The 26,524-nt window shown below is 61.1% G+C and carries 22 protein-coding genes and 2 pseudogenes; 16 read left to right on the forward strand and 8 right to left on the reverse strand.

The genetic code is table 11. From position 1 onward, the window contains the following. Positions 1-13 precede the first annotated feature (13 nt). From U5O12_RS14785 to U5O12_RS14795, 3 genes are read left to right on the forward strand one after another with little or no spacing between them, the layout of a single operon-like run. A complete protein-coding gene (locus tag U5O12_RS14785; protein WP_322579374.1) occupies positions 14-1,255 on the forward strand; it encodes an efflux RND transporter periplasmic adaptor subunit in 1,242 nt (413 codons plus the stop codon). A 21-nt stretch (positions 1,256-1,276) separates the two neighbouring features. Continuing rightward, positions 1,277-4,432 (forward strand): efflux RND transporter permease subunit, encoded by a 3,156-nt coding sequence (locus U5O12_RS14790; RefSeq protein ID WP_322579375.1) that lies wholly within the window; start codon positions 1,277-1,279, stop codon positions 4,430-4,432. Then, positions 4,425-5,852, forward strand: a complete 1,428-nt coding sequence (locus U5O12_RS14795; RefSeq protein WP_322579376.1) for an efflux transporter outer membrane subunit — start codon at positions 4,425-4,427, stop codon at positions 5,850-5,852. Before U5O12_RS14790 ends, U5O12_RS14795 begins: the two co-directional genes overlap by 8 nt. 200 nt (positions 5,853-6,052) lie before the next feature. Here U5O12_RS14795 and parC read toward each other — a convergent pair. From parC to U5O12_RS14810, 3 genes and pseudogenes are all read right to left on the reverse strand, one after another. Further along, a pseudogene (gene parC / locus U5O12_RS14800) lies at positions 6,053-8,441 on the reverse strand (DNA topoisomerase IV subunit A). Between the two features lie 6 nt (positions 8,442-8,447). After that, complete coding sequence (locus tag U5O12_RS14805; protein ID WP_322579377.1) at positions 8,448-9,317, reverse strand: lytic transglycosylase domain-containing protein; 870 nt, start codon at positions 9,315-9,317, stop codon at positions 8,448-8,450. 5 nt (positions 9,318-9,322) lie between these two features. After that, a complete protein-coding gene (locus U5O12_RS14810) occupies positions 9,323-11,293 on the reverse strand; it encodes a DNA topoisomerase IV subunit B (protein WP_322579378.1) in 1,971 nt (656 codons plus the stop codon). A gap of 127 nt (positions 11,294-11,420) precedes the next feature. Between U5O12_RS14810 and U5O12_RS14815 the strand changes: the two are divergent. The 7 genes and pseudogenes from U5O12_RS14815 to U5O12_RS14845 all read left to right on the forward strand — a co-directional run bounded on the left by U5O12_RS14815 (position 11,421) and on the right by U5O12_RS14845 (position 16,562). Continuing rightward, positions 11,421-12,636, forward strand: a pseudogene (locus tag U5O12_RS14815) (MFS transporter). Between the two features lies 1 nt (position 12,637). After that, a complete protein-coding gene (locus tag U5O12_RS14820; protein WP_322579379.1) occupies positions 12,638-12,763 on the forward strand; it encodes a hypothetical protein in 126 nt (41 codons plus the stop codon). A 22-nt stretch (positions 12,764-12,785) separates the two neighbouring features. After that, positions 12,786-13,598 (forward strand): SDR family oxidoreductase, encoded by an 813-nt coding sequence (locus tag U5O12_RS14825; protein WP_322579475.1) that lies wholly within the window; start codon positions 12,786-12,788, stop codon positions 13,596-13,598. Continuing rightward, the gene (locus U5O12_RS14830; RefSeq protein ID WP_322579380.1) at positions 13,595-14,173 is read left to right on the forward strand and encodes a class I SAM-dependent methyltransferase; all 579 of its coding nucleotides are present in this window, start codon (positions 13,595-13,597) and stop codon (positions 14,171-14,173) included. Before U5O12_RS14825 ends, U5O12_RS14830 begins: the two co-directional genes overlap by 4 nt. Positions 14,174-14,207: 34 nt before the next feature. Then, positions 14,208-15,104 (forward strand): 4-hydroxy-tetrahydrodipicolinate synthase, encoded by an 897-nt coding sequence (dapA, locus tag U5O12_RS14835; protein ID WP_322579381.1) that lies wholly within the window; start codon positions 14,208-14,210, stop codon positions 15,102-15,104. 24 nt (positions 15,105-15,128) lie between these two features. After that, positions 15,129-16,229, forward strand: coding sequence for an outer membrane protein assembly factor BamC (bamC, locus tag U5O12_RS14840; RefSeq protein ID WP_322579382.1), 1,101 nt, complete (start codon positions 15,129-15,131; stop codon positions 16,227-16,229). Positions 16,230-16,259: 30 nt separating this feature from the next. Next, the gene (locus U5O12_RS14845) at positions 16,260-16,562 is read left to right on the forward strand and encodes a hypothetical protein (protein ID WP_322579383.1); all 303 of its coding nucleotides are present in this window, start codon (positions 16,260-16,262) and stop codon (positions 16,560-16,562) included. A 105-nt stretch (positions 16,563-16,667) separates the two neighbouring features. Here the strand turns inward: U5O12_RS14845 and U5O12_RS14850 are convergent, their stop codons facing one another. Both U5O12_RS14850 and U5O12_RS14855 read right to left on the reverse strand, forming a co-directional pair. Further along, a complete protein-coding gene (locus U5O12_RS14850; RefSeq protein ID WP_322579384.1) occupies positions 16,668-17,171 on the reverse strand; it encodes a hypothetical protein in 504 nt (167 codons plus the stop codon). Further along, entirely contained in the window at positions 17,164-18,294 is a 1,131-nt protein-coding gene (locus U5O12_RS14855) for a cupin domain-containing protein (RefSeq protein ID WP_322579385.1), read from the reverse strand. Before U5O12_RS14855 ends, U5O12_RS14850 begins: the two co-directional genes overlap by 8 nt. Before the next feature lie 14 nt (positions 18,295-18,308). Between U5O12_RS14855 and U5O12_RS14860 the strand changes: the two genes are divergently transcribed. Further along, entirely contained in the window at positions 18,309-18,842 is a 534-nt protein-coding gene (locus tag U5O12_RS14860) for an FKBP-type peptidyl-prolyl cis-trans isomerase (protein WP_322579386.1), read from the forward strand. Positions 18,843-18,964: 122 nt separating this feature from the next. Here the strand turns inward: U5O12_RS14860 and dut are convergent, their stop codons facing one another. Together dut and coaBC are read right to left on the reverse strand one after the other, a co-directional pair. Next, entirely contained in the window at positions 18,965-19,411 is a 447-nt protein-coding gene (gene dut, locus U5O12_RS14865; protein WP_322579387.1) for a dUTP diphosphatase, read from the reverse strand. Positions 19,412-19,420: 9 nt separating this feature from the next. After that, positions 19,421-20,638, reverse strand: coding sequence for a bifunctional phosphopantothenoylcysteine decarboxylase/phosphopantothenate--cysteine ligase CoaBC (coaBC, locus tag U5O12_RS14870; RefSeq protein ID WP_322579388.1), 1,218 nt, complete (start codon positions 20,636-20,638; stop codon positions 19,421-19,423). Between the two features lie 89 nt (positions 20,639-20,727). Between coaBC and U5O12_RS14875 the strand changes: the two genes are divergently transcribed. From U5O12_RS14875 to U5O12_RS14895, 5 genes are read left to right on the forward strand one after another with little or no spacing between them, the layout of a single operon-like run. Next, positions 20,728-22,395: a CTP synthase gene (locus tag U5O12_RS14875; RefSeq protein ID WP_322579389.1), complete on the forward strand. Its 1,668-nt coding sequence runs from the start codon at positions 20,728-20,730 to the stop codon at positions 22,393-22,395. Beyond that, entirely contained in the window at positions 22,395-23,249 is an 855-nt protein-coding gene (kdsA, locus tag U5O12_RS14880) for a 3-deoxy-8-phosphooctulonate synthase (RefSeq protein WP_322579390.1), read from the forward strand. Before U5O12_RS14875 ends, kdsA begins: the two co-directional genes overlap by 1 nt. Before the next feature lie 60 nt (positions 23,250-23,309). Then, positions 23,310-24,596 (forward strand): phosphopyruvate hydratase, encoded by a 1,287-nt coding sequence (eno, locus tag U5O12_RS14885; protein WP_322579391.1) that lies wholly within the window; start codon positions 23,310-23,312, stop codon positions 24,594-24,596. A gap of 17 nt (positions 24,597-24,613) precedes the next feature. Continuing rightward, the gene (locus tag U5O12_RS14890; RefSeq protein WP_322579392.1) at positions 24,614-24,889 is read left to right on the forward strand and encodes a septum formation initiator family protein; all 276 of its coding nucleotides are present in this window, start codon (positions 24,614-24,616) and stop codon (positions 24,887-24,889) included. A gap of 11 nt (positions 24,890-24,900) precedes the next feature. After that, positions 24,901-25,545 carry an ATP-binding protein gene (locus tag U5O12_RS14895; RefSeq protein WP_322579393.1) on the forward strand — a complete coding sequence of 215 codons (645 nt, stop codon included), beginning with the start codon at positions 24,901-24,903 and terminating at the stop codon, positions 25,543-25,545. Here the strand turns inward: U5O12_RS14895 and U5O12_RS14900 are convergent. Further along, complete coding sequence (locus U5O12_RS14900) at positions 25,531-26,520, reverse strand: Hsp33 family molecular chaperone HslO (protein ID WP_322579394.1); 990 nt, start codon at positions 26,518-26,520, stop codon at positions 25,531-25,533. The genes U5O12_RS14895 and U5O12_RS14900 overlap by 15 nt on opposite strands. Positions 26,521-26,524: the final 4 nt, after the last annotated feature.

A 26,524-nucleotide genomic window follows, 5' to 3' on the forward strand; every position in this document is an offset into this window, starting at 1 on the left:
AAGGGAAATCTGTATGTCGCTGTTCCGTCAGACCCAGGGTAATGCGCCCTCTCCTTCCATCGGCCGCTTTGCCCTGATGGCTATTCCCGTGGCTGTGGCCTTGGCCGCATGCGGCGCCAAAGATGGCGCGCAGGGCGGCGGAGCCCCCGGTGGTGGCATGCCACCCGCCCAGGTTGGCGTTGTGACCGTGGCGCCGCAGTCGGTGGCTTTGCAGTCCGAGCTTCCTGGCCGGGTGAGCGCATTGCGGGTTGCACAGGTACGCGCCCGGGTCAGCGGCGTGGTGTTGCAGCGCATGTTCCGCGAAGGCAGCGAAGTGAAAGCGGGCCAGGTGCTGTACCAGCTCGACGCCGCCCCCTACCGCGCCGCGTTTGAAAGTGCACAGGCCAGCGTGGGCAAGGCCCAAGCCACCTTGGCCCAAGCGACAGCCCAAGTCGAGCGCAACAAACCGCTGGCCGAGGCCAACGCCATCAGCAAACAAGAATTCACCACCCTGCAAACGGCGCAGCGCCAAGCAGAAGCCGATGTAGGCGTGGCCAAGGCGGCCGCTGAAACCGCCCGCATCAACCTGGCCTACGCCACCATCACCGCACCGATATCAGGTCGTATCGGCCAGTCGTCGGTGACCGAAGGTGCGCTGGTGGGCGCAGCAGACGCGGCTGCGCTGGCCACCATCCAGCAAACCGCCTCGGTGTATGTCAACTTCACCCAGTCCAGCACCGACGTGCTGCGCCTGCGCAAAGCCATTGCGGCCAAGCAGCTGCGTGCCGCGGGCGATGGCTCGGTGCCAGTACGCATCGTGCTGGAAGACGGCAGCGAGCTGCCCAAAGCCGGCAAACTGTTGTTCAGCGACTTGAACGTAGACGCCACCAGCGGCCAGATCACCCTGCGCGCTGAAGTGCCCAATGCCGACGGCCTGCTGCTGCCCGGCCAGTATGTGCGGGTGCGCCTGTCGCAGGCAGAGCTGCCCTCGGGCATCTTGCTGCCCCAGCAAGCCGTGACGCGTACCAACCAAGGTGACACGGTGCTGGTGGTGGGTGAAGGCGGCAAGCCTGGCCCACGCCCGGTCAAGGTCGGCAACGCCCAAGATAGCCAGTGGGTGATTCTGGACGGCCTCAAAGAGGGCGACCAGGTCATCGTCGATGGCTTCCAGAAAATGATGGTGCCTGGCGCACCGGTCAAGCCGGTGCCATGGAACGGTGGTGCGCCCGCCGCCGCTGCAGCCCCCGCTCCCGCCGCCTCGGCCGCCGCCAAGTAAGCATTCAAAAGGCACACCCTTATGGCCCAGTTTTTTATCAACCGCCCCATCTTTGCATGGGTGCTCTCGCTGTTCATCATGGTGATGGGCGGCGTTGCGATCACGCAGCTGCCCATCTCGCAGTACCCGCCCGTGGCGCCTCCGGCCATTGTGGTCAACGTCGCCTATCCCGGCGCATCCGCCCAGACGCTGGAAGACAGCGTGCTGAGCGTAATCGAGCGTGAAATGAATGGCGCCTCCGGCCTCATTTACATGGAATCGGTGTCACAGGCCAACGGCTCCGGCACCCTGACCCTGACGTTTGAGACCGGCACCGACGCCGACATGGCGCAAGTGGATGTGCAAAACCGCCTTGCGCGGGCCACACCACGTTTGCCTGCGGCCGTGACGCAGCAAGGCGTGCGGGTGGACAAGTCGCGCTCGAACTTCTTGCTGTTCACCATGCTGGCAACCGACAACCCGGAGACCAGCACCATCGAGCTGGGTGACTACGCATCGCGCAACATCGTGCCCGAGCTGCAGCGCCTGCCCGGCATCGGCCAGGCCCAGCTGTTTGGTACAGAGCGCGCCATGCGCATCTGGCTGGACCCGGCCAAGCTGGCTTCGTTCAACCTGTCGACAGCAGAAGTCAATGCCGCCATCAGTGCGCAAAACGCGCAGGTCTCCGCAGGCGCCATCGGCGACTTGCCCAACATCACCGGCCAAGGCATTGCCGCCACAGTGGTGGTGAGCGGCCAGCTGGGTAGCGTGGCGGAATTCGGCAACATTGCCCTGCGCTCCAACGCCGACGGCTCTGCAGTTCGCCTCAAAGACGTAGCCCGCATCGAGTTGGGCGCACAGGCCTACAGCACGTCGGCCCGCCTGAACGGCAAGCCGGCTATCGGTATTGGCGTGCAGCTGTCCCCCAGCGGCAACGCCATGGCCGCCGCCAAGGCCGTGCGCGCCCGCATGACCGAGCTGCAAACCTATTTCCCGCAGGGCATGAAATGGAGCATTCCTTACGACAGCTCGCGCTTTGTGAATATCTCCATCAAGCAAGTGGCCGAGACGCTGGTGGAAGCCGTGGTGCTGGTGTTCCTGGTGATGTTCCTGTTCCTGCAAAACTGGCGCTACACCATCATCCCGACCATCGTGGTGCCGATTGCCCTGCTGGGCACCTTTGGCACGCTGCTGGCGCTGGGTATGTCCATCAACGTGCTGACCATGTTCGGCATGGTGCTGGTGATTGGTATCGTGGTGGACGACGCCATTGTGGTGGTGGAGAACGTCGAACGCATCATGAGCGAAGAGGGCTTGCCGCCCCTGCAGGCCACCCAAAAGGCAATGGGCCAGATTTCGGGCGCCATCATTGGTGTGACGGTGGTGCTGATTGCCGTGTTTGTGCCATTGGCGTTTTTCGGCGGCTCGGTGGGTAATATTTACCGCCAGTTTTCAACGGTGATGGTCGCCTCGATCGCCTTCTCCGCGTTCCTGGCCTTGTCGCTCACACCCGCGTTGTGCGCCACCTTGCTCAAGCCCGTGGTGGCTGGCCATGCGCACGCCAGCACCGGCTTTTTTGGCTGGTTCAACCGCCGCTTCACCAGCACCGCCAAGGGCTATGAAAGCGTCGTGCAACGCCTGCTGAAGAAAGCGGGCCGCTACCTGGTCATTTACGCGGCCATCATCGGCGCAGTGGCCGTGGTTTACATGCGGCTGCCCACCTCGTTTTTGCCAGCAGAAGACCAGGGCAACATCATCGTGAACGTGCAATTGCCGCCAGGTGCCACCCAGCAGCGCACCACCAGCGTGATGGAGCAAGTCGAAGGCTTCATGCTCAAGCAACCCGAGGTGGAGAGCATGGTGGGTGTGATCGGCTTCAGCTTCTCCGGCCAAGGCCAGAACGCTGCGCTGGGCTTTGTCACGCTCAAAGACTGGTCCGAGCGCCAAGGCCCCGGCCAATCGGCACAGGCACTGGCCGGCCGCGCGTTTGGCGCACTGATGGGCATCCGCGATGCCTTCATCTTCCCGCTCAGCCCGCCCCCCATTCCAGAATTGGGCAACGCATCGGGCTTCACGTTCCGCTTGCAAGACCGTGCTGGCAAAGGCCGTGATGCCCTGATTGCCGCGCGCAACCAAATGCTGGGCATGGCGTCGCAAAGCAAAGTGCTCACCCAGGTGCGCCCTGACGGACTGGAAGACGCGCCCCAACTGCAGATCGACATTGACCGCGACAAGGCCAGCGCCTTGGGTGTGAGCTTCAGTGCCATCAACAGCACGATTTCGACCGCACTGGGCTCCTCGTATGTGAATGACTTTCCGAACCAGGGCCGTCTGCAACGGGTAGTGGTCCAGGCCGATGCGACGGCCCGCATGCAGCCCGATGACATCCTGAAGTTCAACGTCATCAACAACAGCGGCAAGGCAGTGCCTCTGTCGGCATTCGCCACCACCCGCTGGGTCAACGGTGCCATGCAAACCGTGCGCTACAACGGCTACTCCGCCATCCGCATCAGCGGCAGCGCAGCACCCGGCTTCAGCACTGGCGAGGCCATGGCCGAGATGGAAAAACTCGCCAGCCAATTGCCCGCAGGCTTTGGCTTTGAGTGGACCGGCCAGTCTCGCGAAGAAAAGCTGGCGGGCTCGCAAGCGACCATCCTGTACGCGTTTGCCATCTTGGCCGTGTTCTTGTGCCTGGCCGCGCTGTACGAGAGCTGGTCGATTCCGCTGGCGGTGATCTTGGTGGTGCCACTGGGCGTGCTGGGTGTGGTCTTGGCCACGCTGTTCCGGGGTTATGCCAACGACGTGTACTTCCAGGTCGGCTTGATCACCATCATCGGTTTGTCGGCCAAGAATGCGATTTTGATTATCGAATTCGCCAAAGACCTGCAAGCCCAGGGCAAGACGGCCATCCAGGCCGCTTTGATGGCAGCGCATCTGCGCTTCCGCCCTATCGTCATGACCTCGCTGGCGTTCATCTTGGGCGTGCTGCCTTTGGCCATTTCCACCGGGGCGGGCTCTGCCAGCCAACGCGCCATCGGCACCGGTGTGATCGGCGGCATGGTGGCAGGCACCATCCTGGCGGTTTTCTTCGTGCCCATCTTCTTTGTGGTGGTGCGCAGCATCTTCAAGGGCAGCGAACGCCAACATCAATTCGATGCACAACACGGACACCAGATTGGAGCCGAATCCCATGAGTAAGCACACTTTTGCGCGCCCTGCCCTGCGCTTGGCCACCCTGTCGGCGGCCCTGTGGCTGGCTGGCTGCAGTTTTATCCCCACCTTCAGCCGCCCGGCGGCGCCGGTGGCACCCGCCTTCCCGCAAGTGGCCGCAACCAGCACACCCTCTGCGAGCTCCAAGGCCGCGGCAGACATTGAGTGGCAAAGCTTTTTCAAAGACGCGCGCCTCAAGCGCCTGATCGAGCTGTCTTTGGAGAACAACCGCGACCTGCGCGTAGCGGCCCTCAATATCGACGCCACCCGCGCCAAGCTGCAAGTGGCGCGCGCCGACCAGCTGCCCACGGTGAATGCCGGTATCAACGGCAGCCGCGGCCCGGCGGCCAGCGGCGCCATCACCAGCAGCTACACGGCTGGCCTGAGCGTGACGGCCTATGAGCTGGACTTTTTTGGCCGTGTGCGCGCCCTGAGCCAAGCGGCCCAGTCGCAACTGCTGGCCACTGAAGAGGCGCGCAAGACGGTGCAGATCAGCCTGATTGCGTCGGTTGCCAACACCTACCTCACCCTCTTGGCAGACGACGAGCTGCTGCGCGTGACCCGCGAAACACTCAAAACGCGGCAAGAGAGCCTGCGCCTGATGCAGCTGAAATACGACAACGAAGCCGCCTCCAAGCTGGACCTGAGCACCGCGCAGAGCCTGCTGGAAGCTGCCAAAGTGTCGCTGGCCCAGCAAACCCGCCAACGCGCCACCGACGAAAGCGCCCTGGTGCTGCTGGTGGGCCAACCTTTGCCCGCAGACATGCCTGCAGGCTTAGGGCTGGCAGAACAAGGCTTCTTGAGCGACCTGCCGGCCGGTGTGCCGTCAGAGTTGCTGGTGCGCCGCCCCGATGTGCGCCAGGCGGAGCAAAACTTGCTCGCGCTGAACGCCAACATCGGCGCCGCACGCGCAGCGTTCTTCCCGCGCATCACGCTCACTGCCAGCGCCGGCGTGGCCAGCAGCGACCTGGATACCTTGTTCAGCAACGGCACCACCGCCTGGACCTTTGTGCCCCAACTGCTGATGCCTATTTTTGATGCCGGCCGCAACAAAGCGAATCTGGAAACCGCCAAGGTCAACAAAGAGATAGCCATCGCCCAGTACGAAAAAGCCATTCAAACCGGCTTCAAGGAAGTGGCGGACGCGCTGGCCGGACGCGCTACTTTGGCCGACCAGTTGCAGGCCCAGGCCGCCCAACTGGCCGCCACCCAGACCACCATGCAATTGACCGATCTGCGCTTCAAAGCCGGTGCGGCCAATTCGTTTGATGTGCTGGAAGCCCAGCGCTCGCTGTTCACCGCCCAGCAAGCCTTGGTGCAAGTGCAAACCCTGCAGCTGCAGAACCTGGTGACCCTCTACAAGGTGATGGGTGGAGGCTGGACAGAGGCTGCTGCAGAGCAGAAATAATAGACAAACAGGGCTCTATAGCCCGTGGATATTGCGCGAACAGCTCCTAATTTAGGAGCTGTTTTTGTTTGTGGAGATAAGGGAAGTGCAAAAAGACGAAAGGCCGCATGTAGCGGCCTTTCCATTGGGTGCATCTTTCAGCTCGTTAGCGACAAGCGCAATACTCGGAGCGACTGTGCCCCAACCCGCGCAGTTTTCAATCACTCCACCCGCGTAATCCGGTTCGGCTTAAAGCCCAAGTCCGCCGCCTTGCCCTTGCGGCCGCGCGCGGCACGGGCGTTGTTGAGGCTGCGGATTTCCAGTGTTTCGTCGCGCTCCTTGCCACCGCGGCCAATGCCGTCGATGCGGATGCTGCGCGTGTAGGCCGCGGCGCCCGCCAGGGTGTCCTTGGCTTCCAGGTCGATGAGCATCAAGCCGCGGCCGCCCTTCTCCATGGTCTTGAGTTCGGTGATCTCAAAGGTGAGAATGCGCCCGCCCGTGGACGCGCAGGCTACATGGGTGGCTGGCGCCACCGCCGCTGCAGGGGTGCCTGCCACGGTGACCTTGCCCTGCGCACCGGCCACGACGGACGGCGCGCACAGCGTTTCGCCCTCGCCCACGCCCACAAAGGCCTTGCCGGCCTTCTGGCGGGAGGTCATGTTTTCCACGCTGGCGATAAAGCCATAGCCACCGCTGCTGGAGAGCAGCAACTGGCGCACTGGCCGGACCGGCAAAGTAGTAGAGGATTTGTGTGGTGCTTTCCAGCTCGATCAGCGTGGTGACGGGCTGGCCGTCGCCGCGCCCGCCGGGCAGAGCCGAAACCGCCACGGTGTAGATGCGCCCGTTGGAGCCGAACACCAGCAGTGTGTCCACCGTGCGGCACTCGAAGGTGCCGTACAGGCCGTCACCGGCCTTGAAGGCGAAGGTAGACGCCTCGTGGCCATGGCCGGTGCGTGCGCGCACCCAGCCTTTTTCAGACACCACCACGGTCACGGGTTCGTCCACCACCTTCACTTCGGCTACGGCCTTTTTCTCGGTCTGGATGAGGGTGCGGCGCGCGTCGGCAAAGGTTTTGGCGTCCGCCTCTATCTCTTTGACCATCAGGCGGCGCAGTGCGGCCGGGCTGTTGAGGATTTCTTCCAGCTTGCCCTGTTCGGTGCGCAGTTCGGACAGTTCCTGCTCGATCTTGATGGCTTCCAGGCGGGCCAGTTGGCGCAGGCGGATTTCCAGGATATCTTCGGCCTGGCGGTCGCTGAGCTTGAAGCGTTCAATCAGCGCAGCCTTGGGTTCATCGGACTGGCGGATGATGGCAATCACTTCGTCGATGTTGAGCAGGACGGTCTGGCGGCCTTCCAGAATATGGATGCGGTCCAGCACCTTGCCCAGGCGATGGCGGCTGCGCTTTTCGATGGTGGTCTGGCGGAAGCTGATCCACTCGGTCAGCATCTGGCGCAGCGATTTCTGCGTGGGACGCCCGTCCAGCCCCACCATGGTCAGGTTGATGGGCGACGAAGTTTCCAGGCTGGTGTGGGCCAACAGCGCGGTAATCAGCTCCTGCTGCTCTATGCGGCTGGTCTTGGGCTCAAACACCAGGCGCACCAGCGCGTCCTTGTTCGACTCATCCCGCACCACGTCCAGCACGCTGAGGATGCTGGCTTTGAGTTGCGTTTGCTCTTGGCTCAAGGCCTTCTTGCCGGCCTTGACCTTGGGGTTGGTGAGCTCTTCAATTTCTTCCAGCACACGCTGGCTGCTCACGCCGGGCGGCAACTCAGTCACCACCAGCTGCCACTGGCCGCGGGCCAGGTCTTCAATCTTCCAGCGGGCGCGCACCTTGAGGCTGCCGCGGCCGGTGCGGTAGGCATCGGCAATGTCTTGCGCCGGGCTGATGATCTGGCCGCCACCGGGGAAGTCGGGGCCAGGCACCAGGGCGTACAGCTCGGTATCTGCCAACGCAGGCGTCTTGATCAGCGCCACGCAGGCGTCGGCAATTTCGCGCAGGTTGTGGCTGGGGATTTCGGTGGCCAGGCCCACGGCAATGCCGCTGGCGCCGTTGAGCAGACTGAACGGCAGGCGCGCAGGCAACTGGCAGGGCTCTTCGGTGGAGCCATCGTAGTTGGGCTGAAAGTCCACCGTGCCCATGTCGATTTCATCGAGCAACAGGCTGGTGATCTTGGCCAGGCGGGCCTCGGTGTACCGCATGGCCGCGGCGCCGTCGCCATCACGCGAACCAAAGTTGCCCTGGCCGTCCACCAGCGGATAGCGCTGCGAAAAATCTTGCGCCATGCGCACCAGCGCGTCGTAGGCCGACTGGTCGCCGTGCGGGTGGAAGCGGCCCAGCACGTCGCCCACCACACGGGCGCTCTTCACGGGCTTGGCACCCACATTGCCATTGGTGCCACCAAAGCCCAGGCCCATGCGCGACATGCTGTACAGAATGCGGCGCTGCACCGGCTTGAGGCCATCACACACATCGGGCAAGGCGCGGCCCTTGACGACGGACAGGGCGTATTCGAGGTAGGCGCGCTGGGCGTAGGTGGCCAGGTTCAGTTCGCCCTCTTCACCAGGAGCGGCGGGTTCGGGGATCAAATCAAGCGTGGTTTGGTCTGTCATGTTTTTTCAGTCTGCGATTCGGGAATCCGGCTCTGGTGGACGCTGCAGGGGCGCCACCATATTGCCGCGGCCTGCAGCGCCACCCAAGGCCACAGCCTGGGCGCCGCCAGGCGCTTTGAGTAGATAGGGATCACGGGCTCCAGCCAGCACATAGCCTTCGCCATAAGTGGCTTTCACCCGGCCATTGGAGGCCCTTACCTGCGCCACAGGCACAGGCTTGAGGGCGGCATACAACTCGCCCACGGTGGCCACGTAGTTTTGGGTTTCTTTGTAGTTGGGAACCTTGTTGCCCGCACGTTGCACCGCGCCTTCACCCGCGTTGTACGACGCCAGGGCCAAGTCCAGCTTGCCCGGGAACATGTCAATCAGCAAGCGCAGATAACGCGTGCCCAAGTTGATATTGATTTTGGGATCGGCCAACTTGGTTTCTATCGACAGCCAGCGGTCACTGTCCACGCCAAAACGGCGTGCCGTGTCGGGCATCACCTGCATCAGGCCAATGGCACCTTTGGGTGACACCGCAGCCGCGTCAAAACCGGACTCGGTGGCTACCAGGGCTTGCAACAGCTCGTAGTCCACCCGGTAGCGGGCGGCGGCCTCTTTGAGCAGTGGCTGGATCTTGCGGTAGCGCGGCGACGACTCAAAAAACTCGGCCAGCTTGGGATGGACCTCGGGCGCAGCAGGTGCCACTGCCTCGGCAGACTCCGATGCCGCTGTTTGCATCGGCGCGCGGTAAAACAGGCTGTAGCGCGCATCGACTTGCTGCGACGCAAAATGGCTATGGCCTTGTTCATCCACCCATACCCAGACGTCTGCCTTGGCATGAAAAGTAGCAAAAAAGCCCGCCAATATTGCGCAAACAGCTATCTTTTTCATAGCAATCAGACGTCAATCTCCACCGAGTCCCCGTGCAGCTCCATCAGCTCACGGCGCGCCGCAGCCTCGCCCTTGCCCATGAGTTTGGTTATCAGGGCCTCGGTCGCACCAAAGTCGATGGCGCCCAACTCCACCGGCAGCAGGCGGCGGGTATCGGGGTTCAGGGTGGTGTCCCACAGTTGTTCGGCGTTCATCTCGCCCAGGCCTTTGAAGCGGCTGATGGACCAGGCGCCTTCGCGCACGCCTTCTTTGCGCAACTTGTCGAGGATGGCGGTGAGCTCACCTTCGTCCAGAGCATAGGCCTTGCTGGCGGGCTTTTTGCCGCGCGCTGGCGCATCCACCCGAAACAGCGGAGGGCGGGCCACAAACACGTGGCCGGTCTCGATGAGCTTGGGAAAATGGCGGAAGAACAGCGTGAGCAGCAGCACCTGGATGTGGGAGCCGTCCACGTCCGCATCGGACAAGATGCAAACCTTGCCATAGCGCAGGCCGCTCAGGTCAGGCGTGTCGTTGGGGCCGTGCGGGTCCACCCCAATCGCCACCGAAATGTCATGGATTTCGTTATTGGCAAACAGGCGGTCGCGGTCTACCTCCCAGGTGTTGAGCACTTTGCCGCGCAGGGGCAGAATGGCCTGGTTTTCTTTGTCGCGGCCCATCTTGGCGCTGCCGCCTGCGGAGTCGCCCTCGACCAGAAACACTTCGTTGTAGGCAATGTCACGGCTTTCGCAATCAGTCAGCTTGCCGGGCAACACGGCTACACCGCTGCTCTTGCGCTTTTCGACCTTTTGGCCGGCTTTCTGGCGGGTTTGCGCGGCCTTGATCGCCAGCTCGGCCAACTTCTTGCCGTAGTCCACGTGCTGGTTCAGCCACAACTCAAGCGCGGGACGCACAAAGCTGCTGACCAAGCGCACGGCGTCACGCGAATTGAGGCGTTCCTTGATCTGACCCTGGAACTGCGGGTCCAGCACCTTGGCGCTCAGCACATAGCTGGCGCGGGCGAACACGTCTTCAGGCATCAGCTTCACGCCCTTGGGCAAGAGGCTGTGCAGCTCGATAAAACTCTTGACCGCCGTGAACAGGCCATCGCGCAAGCCGCTCTCGTGAGTGCCGCCCGCGCTGGTGGGAATCAGGTTGACATAGCTCTCGCGCACCGGGGCGCCGTCTTCGGTAAACGCCACGCACCAAGTGGCGCCCTCGCCTTCGGCAAAGGTGTCGTTGTTGCCATCGGCAAACCCTTCGCCATCAAACATGGGGATGACCGGGTCCGCAGTCAGCGTCTGGCCCAGGTAGTCTTTCAGGCCCCCCTTGTAGAGCCAGTTCTGGCTGTCTTTGGTTTTTTCATTCACCAGCGTGACGCTCACACCAGGCATCAGCACGGCTTTGCTGCGCAGCAGGTGGGTGAGCTCGCCCATAGGCAGCACTGCGGATTCGAAATACTTGGGGTCGGGCCAGACGCGCACGGTGGTGCCCTGCTTGCGGTCACCGTCACCGGCCTTGCGCACTTGCAGGGCTTCGGTCACGTCACCGCCCTCAAACACCAGGTGGGCCACCGAGCCTTCGCGGTAGCTGGTGGCTTCCAGGCGCTTGCCCAGCGCATTGGTCACCGACACACCCACGCCGTGCAGTCCGCCAGAGAAGCTGTAGGCGCCGCCCTTGCCCTTGTCGAACTTGCCGCCGGCGTGCAGGCGGGTGAACACCAGCTCAATCACCGGCGCTTTTTCTTCCGGGTGCATGCCGAACGGAATGCCACGGCCATCGTCTTCCACGCTGACCGAGCCGTCGGCGTGCAGGGTGACCTTGATTTTTTTGCCGTGACCAGCCAAGGCCTCGTCCGCGGCGTTGTCCAGCACTTCCTGAATGATGTGCAGCGGGTTATCGGTGCGGGTGTACATGCCCGGGCGCTGTTTGACGGGCTCCAGGCCCTTGAGCACGCGGATCGATGATTCGGAATATTCGGGGGGTGGTTTCACTGCCATAGGGGCGGATTGTAGTGTGGCTGGATAAAAACAACTGTATGCATATACAGAAACCCATGAGCCGGGCATTGCGGAGTTTGTCACAGCCGCAGCAGCGGGTGACCGGCAAACGGGCTACATTTCAGCGATGACTTTGCCGCACAAACCGCTTTCCCTCGTCCAGATCCTGGCCTGCGGCGCCACCATCGTGACGCTGTCCATGGGCATCCGCCATGGTTTTGGCCTGTGGTTACAACCGATTACCCAGGCCCAAGGCTGGACGCGTGAGACCTTCGCCTTCGCGATTGCCATCCAAAACCTGGTGTGGGGTCTGTCGGGGATTTTTGCAGGCATGGTGGCTGACCGATTTGGGGCCTTTCGTGTGGTGGTGGGTGGCGCAGTGCTGTATGCATTGGGCCTGGTCGGCATGGCGTATGCCAACACGCCTCTCTTGTTTTCCCTGTCCAGCGGCGTGCTGATTGGGATGGCCCAGGCGGGCACCACCTATGCCGTGATTTATGGCGTGATCGGTCGCAATGTGCCGCTCGAGAAGCGCTCCTGGGCCATGGGAGTGGCCGCTGCGGCGGGTTCCTTTGGGCAGTTTTTGATGGTGCCGACCGAAGGGTTTTTGATTGGCAGCTTGGGCTGGCAGCAGGCGCTGGTGGTGCTGGGCGCAGCCGCGTTGCTGATGATCCCGCTGGCCTGGGGCCTGCGCGAGCCCGGTTTTGGGGGGGGCACGCCGCCCAAGAGGGAACAGTCGATTGGGCAGGCGCTGCGTGAAGCATTCAAATACCCGAGCTTTCAGCTGCTGATGGCGGGCTACTTTGTCTGTGGTTTCCAGGTGGTCTTCATTGGCGTGCACATGCCCAGCTATTTGAAAGACAAGGGACTCTCTCCCCAAGTGGCGAGCTACGCGCTCGCACTGATCGGGCTATTCAATGTGTTTGGCACCTACGCTGCGGGCGTGCTGGGCCAGAAAATGGCCAAGAAGAACATATTGGCGTTTATCTACTTCGCGCGCGCAGTCGCCATCAGCGTGTTCCTGGTGGTGCCGCTTGTCGCCCGCCAGCGTCTACGTGTTTGCCTCCGTCATGGGCCTGTTGTGGCTGTCCACCATCCCCCCCACCAATGCCACCGTGGCGCAGATTTTTGGTGTGGCGCATCTGTCGATGTTGGGAGGATTTGTATTCTTCAGCCACCAGATTGGCTCCTTCATGGGCGTCTGGCTTGGCGGCTACCTGTATGACAAGACCGGCAGCTACGACATCGTTTGGTACATAGCCATTGCACTGGGCGTACTGGCTGCGCTGGTGAACCTGCCAGTCCGTGAAGCACCCATCCAACGCACCGCGCTGGCGCACTGATATGACACTCCGCAGCCGCCTGCTCCTTTGGAGCGCCGCCACGGCAGTCCTGCTAGCCGTTTTTTATCTCTACACCCAACCCGACTTTCTGGTGCAATTGGCCAACCAGGTTTGGGCCTGTTTTTAATGACCCACGCATGACCGACTCTCTGTACACCACGATCATCACCGGCGCGTCGGACGGCATTGGCGCCGACATGGCGCGCCAACTGGCCCGCAAGCTTGGTGCCCAAGGTGCACTGGTGCTGGCAGCGCGCAATGTGGAGCTGCTCAATACGGTGGCCCAACAGTGCAGCAGTCTCGGCGCCCAGGTGCTGGTGGTCCCCACCGATGTCTCGGTAGAGGCCCAGTGCCGCGCCCTGGTAGCGCAAACGGTGCAGCGCTTTGGCCGCGTGGACGCGCTGATCAACAACGCCGGCATTTCAGCGCAAGCCTTGTTCAGCGACGTCAAGGCAGAAGACTTGGGCTGGTACGAGCAGCTCATGCGCATCAACCTGTGGGGCAGCGTGTGGTGCACCCACGCTGCCCTGCCTTACCTCAAGGCCAGCCGGGGCCATATCGTGGCTGTGTCGTCCTTGGCCGGGCTGGTGGGTGTGCCGGGGCGCACCGCCTACAGCGCCTCCAAATTCGCCATGGCAGGTTTCTTTGAAGCCTTGCGCACCGAGCTGCGCGGCGCGGGTGTGAGTGTGACCACGGCCTATCCCGGCGTGGTGCTGACCAATATCCGCAGCCGTGGACTGAATGCTGCAGGTAATGCAGCCGGTTCCAGTGGCTTGAAAGAAGACAAAGCAATGACCGTGGAGGAATGCGCGCGACTGATTCTGGACGGCATGGCCAGTCGCGAGCGTGAAATCGTGATGACGACCAAGGGCAAGCTGGGGCGCTTCCTCAAACTGCTGCTGCCCGGCGTGGTGGAAAAGATGGCCCTGGCAGCCCTCAAAGACCACGTCAAACCGCAATGAGCGCCAGCCCCAGCGCCCACGGCAGCGGCGCCGCCTCTGCTTGGGTTCAGCGTTGGAGCCATTTGCTAGCCCCCGGGGCCAGCGTGCTCGACGTGGCCTGTGGCGTGGGACGGCACCTGGCGTGGTTCGCCCAACGCGGCCACGCGGTAACCGGCATCGACCAGGACACGGCGCTGGCCACACAGCAGGTGCCGGAGGCCACATTGGTCACAGCCGACATCGAAAACGGGCCTTGGCCCCTGATGCACAACATGGCCCCGCAGCAGTTTGGGGCTGTTGTCGTCACCAATTACCTGTGGCGCCCCCTGTTCCCCACTTTGCTCAACAGTGTGGCTCCTGGTGGTTTGCTGCTGTACGAGACCTTTGCCGCTGGCAACGAAACCGTGGGGCGGCCCAGCCAGCCCGATTTTTTACTGCAACCCGGTGAACTGATCAGCGTGTGCGCCGGTTGGCATGTGGTGGCGTTTGAGCAGGGGTACCTGGAGAACCCGGCCCGCTTCGTCCAACGCATTGCTGCTTTGCGTAGCTTTACCCACCCCGAATCTGGGGCTGTGCCAAGCCGACACACACTCTAGTTAAAATGCCTGTTTACCGAACCAACCACACGACATGAACGCTTCCAAAGGTCCAATCAGGGGCAGCATCGTAGCCCTCATCACTCCGATGCTCGACGACGGTTCCGTGGACTACCCCGCGCTGCGCAAATTGATTGACTGGCATATTGCTGAAGGGACCGATTGCATTGGCGTGGTTGGCACCACCGGCGAGTCCCCCACCGTGAGTGTGGATGAGCACTGCGAAATCATCCGTGTGTCGGTGGAGCAAGCTGCAGGCCGCGTACCCATCATGGCCGGTTGCGGTGGCAACTCCACTCGCGAAGCCATTGCCCTGGCCAAGTTCGCCAAGGGTGTGGGTGCCGACTGCCAACTGCAGGTGGTCCCGTACTACAACAAGCCCACGCAAGAGGGCCAGTTCCAACACTTCAAGGCCATTGCAGAAGCTACAGGCGACTTGCCCATCGTGCTGTACAACGTGCCTGGCCGCTCAGTCGCCGATATGGCACACGACACCGTGTTGCGCCTGGCCGAAGTGCCCGGCATCGTCGGCATCAAGGAAGCCACTGGCAACATCGAACGCGCCCAGTGGCTGATCAAAGAAGCCCCCAAACATTTCTCCATCTACAGCGGTGACGACCCCACCGCCGTGGCACTGATGCTGTGTGGCGGCCATGGCAATGTGAGCGTGACTGCCAACGTGGCGCCGCGCCTGATGCACGAGCTGTGTGTGGCTGCCATGGCTGGCAACGTGGCACGTGCCATGGAAATCCAGCTGCAACTGCTGCCCATGCACAAAGCTTTGTTTGTCGAGTCCAACCCGATTCCCGTGAAATGGGCTGTGTCCCGCATGGGCCTGAGCAAGCAGGCCTTGCGCCTGCCCTTAACACCGTTGACTGCAGCCAACCAGCCCGTGCTCGAACGCGCGCTGAAGACCTGCGGCTTGATCTGAGCCTTTACGGCACTGGAACACTCTGTGAATCTCACCTCCAAAGCTGCCTTGATTGGCATCACCCTGGCCTTGGGCGCATGCGGCTCCCTGGAAACAGACAAGGTGGACTACCGGTCCACAGGCAAAGCACCGTCCCTGGACATTCCGCCGGACCTGACGCAACTCTCCAAAGACACCCGCTACACCGTGGTGGATGGTGCGATTTCTGCATCGGGCTACCAGGCCAACCAAGTCGCCAACAGCAAGGTCCCCGTGGCCACCTTGAGTGTGGGCGATGTGCGCATAGAACGTGCGGGCAACCAGCGCTGGCTGGTGGTCAACCGCCCCGCCGACAAGCTCTGGGAGCCGGTGAAAGACTTTTGGCAAGAAAATGGCTTTTTGTTGGCCATGGACCAAAGCAATCTGGGCATCATGGAAACGGACTGGGCTGAAAACCGCGCCAAGATTCCACAAGATGCCATCCGCGCCGCACTGGGCAAGCTACTGGATTCGCTCTACTCCACTGGCGAGCGTGACAAGTTCCGCACCCGTCTGGAGCGCGATGCCAATGGCAACACGGAGATCTTCATCAGCCATCGCGGAATGGTCGAGGTGTACACCAGTTCCGGTGCCGGCACTACCGCTGGCGACAAGCAGACCATGTGGCAGCCCCGTGCGGCCGACCCTGAGCTGGAAGCAGAATTTCTGCGCCGCCTGATGGTCAAGCTCGGCGTTTCGCAAGAGCAGTCCAAGGCTTTGGTCGCCAACAGTGCGCCCAAGCCCACGGCCGCCGTGACCACGGTCAATGGCCAGCCCGCTGTCAAGCTTGAAGAGGGTTTTGATCGCGCTTGGCGCCGCGTCGGTTTGGCACTGGACCGTACTGGCTTCACCGTGGAAGACCGCGACCGCAAACAAGGCATTTACTTTGTTCGCTATGTGAGCACCACATCCGAGAACTCCGAACCCGGCTTCTTCAGCAAGCTGTTCAGCGGCTCGGGCAAAGGCGCCGAGCCCACCAAATACCAGATTGCTGTGCGCAGCATCGGTGAACAGTCCAATGTGCTGGTGCTGGACACCAATGGCCAACCCGAAACTTCGCCGATTGCGCAACGCATCGTCAAGGTGCTAGCAGACGACATCAAGTAAAACCTTTGCGCTGAGGCGGTTACTCCGCCCATGTGCAGACGAAAAAAAACCACCTTGCGGTGGTTTTTTTTCGTCTGCAAGCAAATTATTGCTTGGCTGGCTCGGAAGCAGCAGCGGCAGGAGCAGCAGGAGCGGATGCGTCAGCAGCAGGAGCAGCAGCTGGTGCTGGAGCAGCAGCAGGAGCTTCAACAGCGGGAGCAGCAGCAGGAGCTTCTTCTTTTTTACCGCAAGCAGCCAGGGCAGCAGCAGCGATCACGGCTGCCAAAACGAGAGACTTGTTCATTTTTAAAAACTTTAAGTGAGTTAACGAAACAATTTCCGGAAATTGCCTAGGTAGCAAGCTACCCAGCCCTGGCAAAAGCGTTCGATCTCTTTCCCCAGAGCACAAAATTATACAAGACCCAAAACGGTGCGTAGGGGTAAACCCTTTTTAACCCCTTACAAACCCAAAATTGTGCTGGGGAACCCAGGGGAACTGTGACGTTTGCACTCGTCCAGCTCCTCTTTCAACATTACACGCCGCTGCGGCTCACAACCGGATATACCAGTACTGCGTTCGAGATCCAGACGTCGCATCACCCAGTGCGGGCTCCACAGCGCACTCGGAAATTCAGACGCATCAACTTGCCTGCACACACGGCACTCAACCAGATGGTCCCACGTATTGCGCCACTGTACGAAGCGCGCATGGTGGCGCTGCACTTCGTCAAAACGATGGGCCAGCATCACCAAACGACGGCCACTGCCTGACCACGCCTGCAAGGACTCCACCACCGCCTTTTCGCGCAACGGCCAATCCAAAAAGTCGGCATCGCTCCACACCATCTGTGGCCAGCCCTCCCGCGCGGCACAGGCCAATCCATCGCGCACCAATTGCGCAAACGCCGAAAGCCCCGCAAAGCTTCCTTCTGGCAGCGGTGACGGTACGTTCGACTCAATCATCCGGATGCAACCAACCTACCGCACACCAGTCTTCCATCAAGGCACGTGCCCCAGCGCTCAGCCGTTTGATTTCTGCTGCGCTCAAACTGCGGACGTTGGCCAAGGTCTGCATCAGCTGGGCATCTTTGCCGCCAGCGTTAAAGCTCTCGCCGTTGATAAACACATGGTCGGCGTCGTACAACATACGAGTTTTACGGTCGAGCCGCACAGCGCCATGCACTTCAGCTTCGCCACCATCAAACCATACATTGGCTTTGGGTTCGCTCAGATACTCTCCGACTGCACGCGCGACAGCTTTCGGGTCTTTCAAGGCATCTTCGAGTGCGGTTTGTGCAAAGTCCACCAAAGCCACAGGCATAGCGGCACTGTGCGCCACGGCGTCTTGCTTGGGGTCGCGGTAGACACCGGAGGCCAACTCCTCAATGGCTTGCTCGGCCAATCGCTGCAATATTTCTTGCGCCAGTTCAGCACGATCTGGCGAGCGGAATCCGATGGAATACGTCATGCACTCGCCCTCTGCAATGCCATCGTGCGCATACTTGGGTGGCAGGTACAGCATGTCCCCTGGTTCCAGAACAAACTCCTCTTCCGGCTCGAAGTTCGCCAGAATTTTGAGTGGCATGTCGGGCTGGAGGCTCAGGTCTTTTTGCCGCCCAATCCGCCAGCGCCGCCGACCATGGGCCTGCAGCAGAAAGACGTCGTAACTATCAAAGTGCGGCCCGACGCCGCCGCCATCGGTGGCATAACTGATCATCACATCATCCAAACGCGCATCGGGCACAAAACGAAACTGATTTATCAGCGCGTGGAGCCGCTCGTCGTGCAAGTCAACGCCTTGGACCAGCAGGGTCCAACCCGCCTGCTTGAAAGGGGGCAAGGCCTTGCGGGCAAACGGCCCGTGCTTGAAACGCCAGCCCGTCCCGCCTTTGGCAGACGCCTGCACCACCAGCCGCGACTCCACCTCCTCTTGCGCCGCAAGGTCCAGCAACTCGGCCCGGTCCAGCAAAGGGGCAAAGCCGGGAATCGCCTGCCGGATCACCAGCGGCTTTTTCTGCCAGTGGCGTTGCATAAAGGTTTTTGGCGAGAGTCCGCCCAGCAGCTGCAGTGGTTCTGGGATGTTCATGGGACAATTCTCCTATGGAAATCACACCACAATGCGTCGTTGCCCTCACCTGGACGCTGAAAGACACTTTGGGCGAAGAACTGGACGTTTTGGACGATCCCGTGGAGTTTTTGTTGGGTGGCAATGACCTGCTGCCCCCGATTGAAGCGGCCCTGCAAGGCCATGCCGCGGGCGCCAAACTGGAGCTGCAAATTGAGCCCGAACAAGCCTTTGGCGATTTCAACGACCAACTGCTATTTCTGGAGCCACGCGCCCTGTTCCCCGCAGAGCTGCAGGAAGGCCTGACCATGGAAGGCCACGCGCTACCCGAAGGCTGCAACCCCAACGCGCCTAAAGATGCGCTCTACACCATCACCGACATTTACCCCGAACACGTGGTGCTGGACGGCAACCACCCGCTGGCCGGCATTGCCATCCGCATCAGCCTGAAGGTGGAGTCGGTACGCGAAGCGACCGAAGAAGAAATTGGCCGCGGTACGGCGGGTACAGGCTTCTTCCGCATCCAGCCCGTGCATACCAGTGCGCCAGGCAACGATACCTTGCACTAGCAGCAATCTTGGCGCGCAGTACCTTGGCCGAGCCCCCTCCCCCCCCCCGCGGAACCGGCTTCGCCGGCCAGCTGGGGTTGCCCCCCTCCCGAGGGGAGAGGGGGCGAGCCCCAACAGGGGGATCAGTTCTTGCCGGTCGAGCCGTAGCCGCCCTCGCCGCGTTGGGACGCAGGAAATTCACTCACCACATTGAACTGCGCCTGCACCACGGGAACGATCATGAGCTGCGCAATGCGCTCCATGGGCTGGATGGTGAATTCCACAGCGCTGCGGTTCCAGGCGCTGACCATGAGCTGGCCTTGGTAATCGCTGTCAATCAAGCCCACCAGATTGCCCAGCACGATGCCGTGTTTGTGGCCCAGCCCCGAGCGCGGCAGGATCAGCGCGGCATAGGCCGGATTTTCTAGGTAAATGGCCATGCCCGTGGGCACCAGCTGCCAGGCGTTGGGCGCCAAGGTTAGTGGCGCGTCCAGGCAAGCGCGCAGGTCCAGCCCCGCGCTGCCGGGCGTGGCATAGGTGGGCAGGTTGTCGTACAGGCGGCTGTCGAGGATCTTGACGTCGATTTTCATGGTCGGGGTTCAGTGAGTGGCGCGCTGGCGCTTGGCAATTTCGGCAACCAGTTGCCGGGCCAGCGCCAGTTTGGAGTTGTGGGGAAGTTCTTTCGCACCGTGGGCATCGACCAGCAGCAGCGCGTTGTCGTCTTGCCCGAAGGTGGCAGGGCCGATATTACCCACCAGCAGCGGCACGCCCTTGCGCGCACGCTTGGCCGTGGCATGGGCCAGCAGGTCGTGGCTTTCGGCCGCAAAGCCCACGCAGAACAATTCACCACTGGTGGCACGCGGGGAATGGGCAATCTCGGACAGGATGTCCACGTTTTCAACAAAGCTCAGCACGGGCGTGTTGCCAGAGCCGTCCTTTTTGATCTTCTGGTCGGAAGTCTGGGCCGGGCGCCAATCGGCAACAGCCGCAGTTGCTACAAAAACAGTAGCTGTTCGCGCATATTCCACAAGGGCTGCGTGCATATTTTGTGCAGATTTCACATCCACACGCTGCACACCACGCGGTGTGGGCAGCGCCACCGGACCAGCCACCAGGGTCACGTCCGCACCCGCCTCGCGCGCGGCGCGGGCAATCGCAAATCCCATCTTGCCGCTGGAAAGATTGGTGATGCCGCGCACGGGGTCAATGGCTTCAAAGGTGGGGCCTGCAGAGACCACGACGTGTTGGCCTGCCATCACCTTGGGCTGGAAGAAAGCGATCACGTCCTCCAGCAATTCTTGCGGCTCCAGCATGCGACCGTCGCCCGTCTCGCCACAAGCCTGGAAGCCACTGCCGACACCCAAGAGCGTCGCCCCATCAGCCTGCAGCTGGGCGAGGTTGCGCTGTGTGGCGGGGTGCGCCCACATTTCGCGGTTCATGGCGGGAGCAATCAACAGGGGCACAGAATCCACGGGACGCGCCAGGCACATGAGGCTCAGCAAATCGTCAGCACGGCCATGCAACAGCTTGGCCATGAAGTCGGCACTGCAGGGGGCAATCAAAATCGCATCGGCTTCACGGCTCAGGTTGATGTGGGGCATGTTGTTGCGCTCCCGCGCATCCCACTGCGAATCAAAGACCGGGCGGTTGCTCAGCGCCTGCATGGTCACCGGTGTGATGAACTGCGCTGCCGCCTCGGTCATCACCACCTGCACCGTGGCGCCCTGCTTGATCAACGCGCGGCACAGCTCGGCCGCCTTGTAGCAGGCGATGCCGCCAGTGAGCCCCAGAACAATGTGTTTGCCCGATAAATCCATGGTGTGCCTCTAGAGCCGAGGACCGCAATGTAGCAGACGCCTATAATCTCGCTTTACCACCTCATCGAACCCATAGGTTCGCCCCTGACATGACCAAATTTGTCTTCGTCACCGGCGGTGTGGTGTCTTCCCTTGGCAAGGGAATCGCCTCAGCCTCCTTAGCTGCGATTCTGGAATCGCGGGGCCTGACAGTCACCCTCATCAAGCTGGATCCTTACCTCAACGTAGACCCCGGCACCATGTCCCCCCTGCAGCATGGCGAGGTGTTTGTCACCGACGACGGCGCTGAAACCGACCTGGACCTGGGCCACTACGAGCGTTTCATTGAAACGCGCATGCGCAAGACCAACAACTTCACCACGGGCCAGATCTACAAGAGCGTGCTCGACAAGGAACGCCGTGGCGACTACCTGGGCAAGACCGTGCAGGTCATTCCCCACGTCACCAACGAGATCCAAGAGTTTGTGAAACGCGGTGCGCGTTTTGGCGAGCCTGATGCGGTGGATGTGGCGATTGTGGAAATCGGTGGCACTGTGGGTGACATCGAATCCCTGCCCTTCCTCGAAGCCGTGCGCCAGATGAGCCTGAAGCTCGGCCCCAACAACAGCGCCTTTGTGCACTTGAGCTACCTGCCCTGGATTGCTGCGGCCGGCGAACTCAAGACCAAACCCACCCAACACACCGCCAAGCAGTTGCGTGAAATCGGCATACAGGCCGATGCCCTGCTGTGCCGCGCGGACCGTCCCATCCCCGACGAAGAGCGCGCAAAGATTTCGCTGTTCTCCAATGTGCCCGAGTGGGGTGTGATCTCCATGTGGGACGTGGATACCATCTACAAGGTGCCCCGCATGCTGCACGAGCAGGGCCTGGACGGACTGATCTGCGACAAGCTGCGCCTGAACACGCCACCGGCCAACCTCAAACGCTGGGACGAGCTGGTTTACGAGACGGAACACCCCAAGGGCGAAGTCACCATCGCCATGGTTGGCAAGTACGTGGACCTGACCGACAGCTACAAGTCGGTTAACGAAGCGCTGCGCCATGCAGGCATGAAGAACCATGTGCGTGTGAAGATCGAGCACGTAGATTCGGAAACCATCGATACCGCCAGCGTAAACCAGTTGGCCAAGTACGACGCCATTCTGGTACCTGGTGGATTCGGCAAGCGCGGCATCGAAGGCAAGATCAGCACGGCCCGCTTCGCCCGCGAGAACAAGGTGCCTTACTTGGGCATTTGCCTGGGCATGCAGGTCGCCACCATCGAATTCGCAAGGCACGTGGCAGGCCTCACGGAAGCCAACAGCACCGAGTTCGAGCCCGACAGCCCCAACCCCGTGATCGCTTTGATCACCGAGTGGAAAGATGCCGACGGCACTATCAAGACGCGCGACGCCAACTCCGACCTGGGTGGCACCATGCGCTTGGGTGCGCAGAGCTCGGACGTGACCAAGGGCACGCTAGCCCACAAAATCTACGGCAACGTGGTGACAGAGCGCCATCGCCATCGCTATGAAGCCAATGTCAACTACCTGGACCAATTGCGGGAAGCTGGGTTGGTGATCTCCGCACTGACCCAGCGCGAGCAGCTCACCGAAATTGTGGAACTTCCGCAAACCGTGCATCCCTGGTTTGTCGGTGTGCAGTTTCACCCTGAATTCAAGTCTACGCCCTGGAATGGCCACCCGCTGTTCAATGCCTTCATCAAAGCGGCAGTGGACCACCAGTCCGAAGGCAAGAATTTGAAAGCGGTCGCCTGATGAAACTTTGTGGATTTGACGTTGGCCTGGAACACCGTTTCTTCCTGATCGCAGGCACCTGCTCCATCGAAGGCCTGGAAATGTCCATCGAGGTGGCTGGCCAGCTCAAGGAAGCCTGTACCGCCTTGGGCATCCCTCTGATCTACAAGGGCTCTTTCGACAAGGCCAACCGCTCCTCGGGCACCAGCAAGCGTGGTGTCGGCTTGGACGCCGGTCTGAAAATCCTCGATGAGGTTCGCCGCCAACTGCAATTGCCCATCCTGACGGATGTGCATGACGAGTCCCATGTAGCCGAGGTCGCCAGCGTGGTAGATGTGTTGCAGACCCCCGCCTTTCTGTGCCGCCAGACCGACTTCATCCGGGCTGTCGCACAAAGCGGCAAGCCGGTGAACATCAAGAAGGGGCAGTTTCTTGCGCCCTGGGACATGAAGAACGTGATCGACAAAGCCCGCGCCGCCGCGGAAGAAGTGGGTCTATCGCCCGACCGCTTCCTGGCCTGCGAACGCGGCGTGAGCTTTGGTTACAACAACCTCGTGGCCGACATGACCAGTCTGGCGGAGATGCGCAATTCGGGTGCACCTGTCGTGTTCGATGTAACCCACTCAGTGCAGAAGCCTGGCGGCTTGGGTGGCACCAGCGGTGGTGCACGCGAGATGGTTCCCGTGCTGGCCCGTGCAGGCGTAGCCGCAGGCGTGGCCGGGCTTTTCATGGAAACCCACCCACGCCCCGCCGAAGCCTGGTCCGATGGCCCCAATGCCGTTCCCTTACGCCACATGAAGGCCTTGCTCGAAACCCTGGTGGCCCTGGATTCCGTAACCAAAAAAACTGCCTTGCTGGAGAACGATTTCCAGTGATGGCAGGCATGATCCCGTGTGCCGTTTTTGTTTGTGTGTTTTTGAACTTGAAAGAAACCAATGAGCGCAATTGTTGATATCGTCGGTCGCGAAATTTTGGACTCCCGTGGCAACCCCACCGTGGAATGCGACGTGTTGCTGGAATCAGGCACCATGGGCCGTGCAGCTGTGCCATCCGGCGCATCCACTGGCTCGCGCGAAGCCATTGAGCTGCGCGACGGCGACAAAAAGCGCTACCTTGGCAAGGGCGTACTCAAGGCCGTTGAACACATCAACACTGAAATTTCCGAAGCCGTGTTGGGCCTAGATGCCTCTGAGCAAGCCTTTCTCGACAAGACATTGATCGACTTGGACGGCACCGAGAACAAAAGCCGCTTGGGCGCGAACGCGATGTTGGCTGTCTCTATGGCAGTGGCCCGCGCCGCCGCCGAAGAAGCCGGCCTTCCGCTGTACCGCTACTTCGGTGGCATGGGCAGCGTGCAGATGCCTGTGCCCATGATGAACGTCATCAACGGCGGCGAGCACGCCAACAACAACCTCGACTTGCAAGAGTTGATGATCATCCCCGTGGGCGCGCCCAGCTTCCGCGAAGCCCTGCGCTGGGGTGCTGAAGTGTTCCACGCCCTGAAGAAAATTTTGCACGACCAGGGCATCAGCACGGCAGTGGGTGATGAGGGTGGTTTTGCGCCCAACGTGGCCAACCACGAAGCGGCTATTCAAATGATCTTGCAAGCGATCGACAAGGCAGGTTATGTGGCCGGTGAGCAAATCGCCCTGGGCTTGGATTGCGCCGCCTCCGAGTTCTACAAGGACGGCAAATACGTGCTCGAAGGCGAAGGCGGCATCCACCTGACATCGCAGGAATGGACAGACATGCTGGCCACCTGGGTCGACAAGTACCCCATCATCAGCATCGAAGACGGCATGGCCGAGGGTGACTGGGATGGCTGGAAGATTCTGACTGACCGCTTGGGCAAGAACGTGCAGATCGTCGGCGACGACCTCTTCGTCACCAACACCAAGATCCTGAAAGAAGGCATCGACAAAGGTATTGCCAACTCGATCCTGGTCAAGATCAACCAGATCGGCACCCTGTCCGAAACCTTCGCCGCGATTGAAATGGCCAAGCGCGCCGGCTACACCGCCGTCATCAGCCACCGTTCGGGCGAAACCGAAGACTCCACCATCTCCGACATCGCCGTGGGCACCAACGCCGGTCAAATCAAGACCGGCTCCTTGAGCCGTTCCGACCGCATGGCCAAGTACAACCAACTGCTGCGCATCGAAGAGGACTTGGGTGATGTGGCTGTGTACCCCGGCCGCGCTGCGTTCTACAACCTGAAGTAAGCGCATTCACCGCTGCTATGGCCAACCGCCTTGTTCCCGCTGCCTTGATTGCCTTGCTGGTGATCCTGCATGGGCAACTGTGGTTTGGCCGTGGCAGTGTGCCCAATGTGTCCAAGCTGGCGACCCAGCTGGACGCACAAAAGCAACACAATATTCAAGCGACGCAAGCCAACGAGCGCTTGGTGGCCGAAATTAGCGACTTGCGTGAAGGTCTGGAGATCGTCGAAGAAAAAGCCCGCACCGAACTGGGCATGGTCAAAGCGAACGAAATTTACGTGCAAATTGCCCGCTAAAGAACGCAATCATGAAGATCGGCATCGTGGGCGCTGAGTGCAGCGGCAAATCGACCCTGTCCACTTGGCTGTCCATCGAACTGAAAAGCCGCTACGCGTCGGTTGCACTCATTCCAGAATACCTGCGCGAGTGGAGCACCCACCACGGCAGACCTCCCCGAGCGCACGAACAAGCGCACGTAGCCAGTACCCAAGCGGCTCATATACGCCAAGCCCAAGCGATTTGCGTCGTGGCCGACACCACGCCCTTAGTGACAGCTGTGTACAGTGACGTCCTGTTCCAAGACAGTAGCCTGTACGGCTCCGCTGTGACGTTTCAGCGCTCACTGGATCTCACCTTATTGGCTTGTGTGGATTTACCTTGGGTGGCAGACGGCATCCAACGCGATGGCGTCGCCGTGCAGCGGCGCATTGACGCGAGGTTGCGTGAAGTGTTGCTCACGCACCAACTGCCCTTTGCCACGGTCTACGGATTGGGGGCGCACCGCCAACAAGCAGCATTGCAAGCGATCGACCATGCCGATGCAACACATCGCGCGGGGCTGCCAGCTAGCCAAGGCCCCACTTGGGCCTGGATATGTGACACCTGCTCCGATGCAGACTGCGAGCATCGGCTGTTCAGCCGGCTTACACGACCACCCTTAGTGGGCGTCTAAACCACCGTCGAGTCGCTGCAAAGGGTCAGTGAATAACTGGGCGGCATCCACAGGGTCGAAACGGTGCTGTGCGCCACAGAATTCGCAGGACACTTCAATGTCGTTGCGCTCCGCGAGAATGCTTTCCACTTCCTCGCGCCCCAAGCTGACAATCATCTTGGCCACTCGCTCCCGGCTGCAGCTGCAAACAAACTTTGGTGCGGTTTCACCTACGAGCGGCTCGAAGCGGGTGATCTGCTCCTCCCAGAACAAACGACGCAGAATCGTATCCACGTCCAGTGTCAGCAACTCCTCGCGCTTGAGACTACTGGCAAGCGTGGCAATGCGGTTGTAGTGCTCATTGAGACCAATCGCATCTTCATTGTCCTTGGACACCATGCTGCCCGACAGGTTGCCTTCTCCTTGCATGGGCAAACGTTGAATCAACAGGCCTGCTGCGACCTTGTCATCGGCAGCCAACACCAGGGTGGTGTCGAGCTGCTCACTCTGCAGCATGTAATGTTCCAGCACAGCACTGAGCTTTTCAATCGGGTGCCCGTGGTCATCAAAAAGCGGGACCACACCTTGGTAAGGCTGCTGCCCCGGAAACTTGGTCTTGGGGTCCAGGGTGATTGCGCAGCGCCCCTGATTGTTCACATTGACCATCTGGCTCAGCGACAGGTCTGCCGTCACCTCCCCAGCCACAGTGGCAGTCGCGCGCAACTTCAAATCTGACTGCACCTCCACCACCGCCACCTGCACAGGGCCATCGCCAAAAATCTGGAGCACCAAGGCCCCATCAAACTTGATGTTGGACTGCATCAATACCGCAGCAGCCGTCATTTCGCCCAGCATGTTTTGCACGGGCGCCGGGTAGGCACCAGTGTTGCTGTTGGATGCACGCCGGCGCAGAATTTCCACCCAGGAATCGGTTAAGCGCACCACGGCACCCCGCACGGGCAAGCCATCAAACAAAAACTTGTGCAACTCAGACATGCAC

Origin of the sequence: Rhodoferax sp., from assembly GCF_034519335.1 — a bacterium.
GTDB lineage: Bacteria > Pseudomonadota > Gammaproteobacteria > Burkholderiales > Burkholderiaceae_C > Allorhodoferax.